The 625-nt window shown below is 67.8% G+C and carries 1 pseudogene; it reads left to right on the top strand.

Annotated features, from left to right (window positions below):
- Nucleotides 1-371: 371 nt before the first annotated feature.
- Nucleotides 372-625 (top strand): annotated as a pseudogene (locus tag A5648_RS04380) (PE-PPE domain-containing protein); the annotation flags it as partial.

The following is a 625-nucleotide window of genomic DNA, read 5'->3' as shown; positions in this document are numbered from 1 at the left end:
CCGCGGTCTGGGCGAACGCCGCCGAGGGCGTGGGCAACATGGTCCCGCCGACGAAGATCGCGGTGTCGGCCAGCAGGGCCACCTGCGCGAGCGTCGTCTGGACGACCGGAGTTCCGGCGACGCCGGCAGCGATGACGCCCGCGACCGCGACCGGAGCGAAAACTTTGGTTACGTTCATTGCGACACACCTTGAACTTATGTAAGAGCTCGCAGACAGGACGGGTGACGCGCTGATAGTGGCATTCTCGCGCGACGAGAGTCAATGGACGCGCGGGCTGTGCCTGGCCAGCCCGCTCCAGGACCCTGGGCGGCGTTGACTTCCGCCAAGCGGCCCTGCCATGATCGCCCTCAGGCAATCTTTAGCTTCTGCGGTGAAGGGACGTCCCGTGATGCTCACCAAGGCCTTCGCGCCGATCGCGATTGCCGGCACCGTGGCAGGCGGTGTGCTTGCCGCCGCGCCGGTCCACGCCACCTACGCCGCCGTCAACCTGCTCGCTGACACCGCGATCTTCGTCGGCGGGACCATGTTGCCCACGCCCTCGGCGGCGTTCGCCCAGACCGCGGCCGACCTGTTCCTCAACCCGCTGGGCTTCGACGCCGGTGACGATCCGACGGTGTGCGTGAT

Origin of the sequence: Mycolicibacter sinensis (assembly GCF_001673565.1) — a bacterium.
Taxonomy (GTDB): domain Bacteria; phylum Actinomycetota; class Actinomycetes; order Mycobacteriales; family Mycobacteriaceae; genus Mycobacterium; species Mycobacterium sinense_C.
Note: the sequence above shows the minus strand (reverse complement) of the source record. Positions and strands in the feature narration are given on the sequence as shown.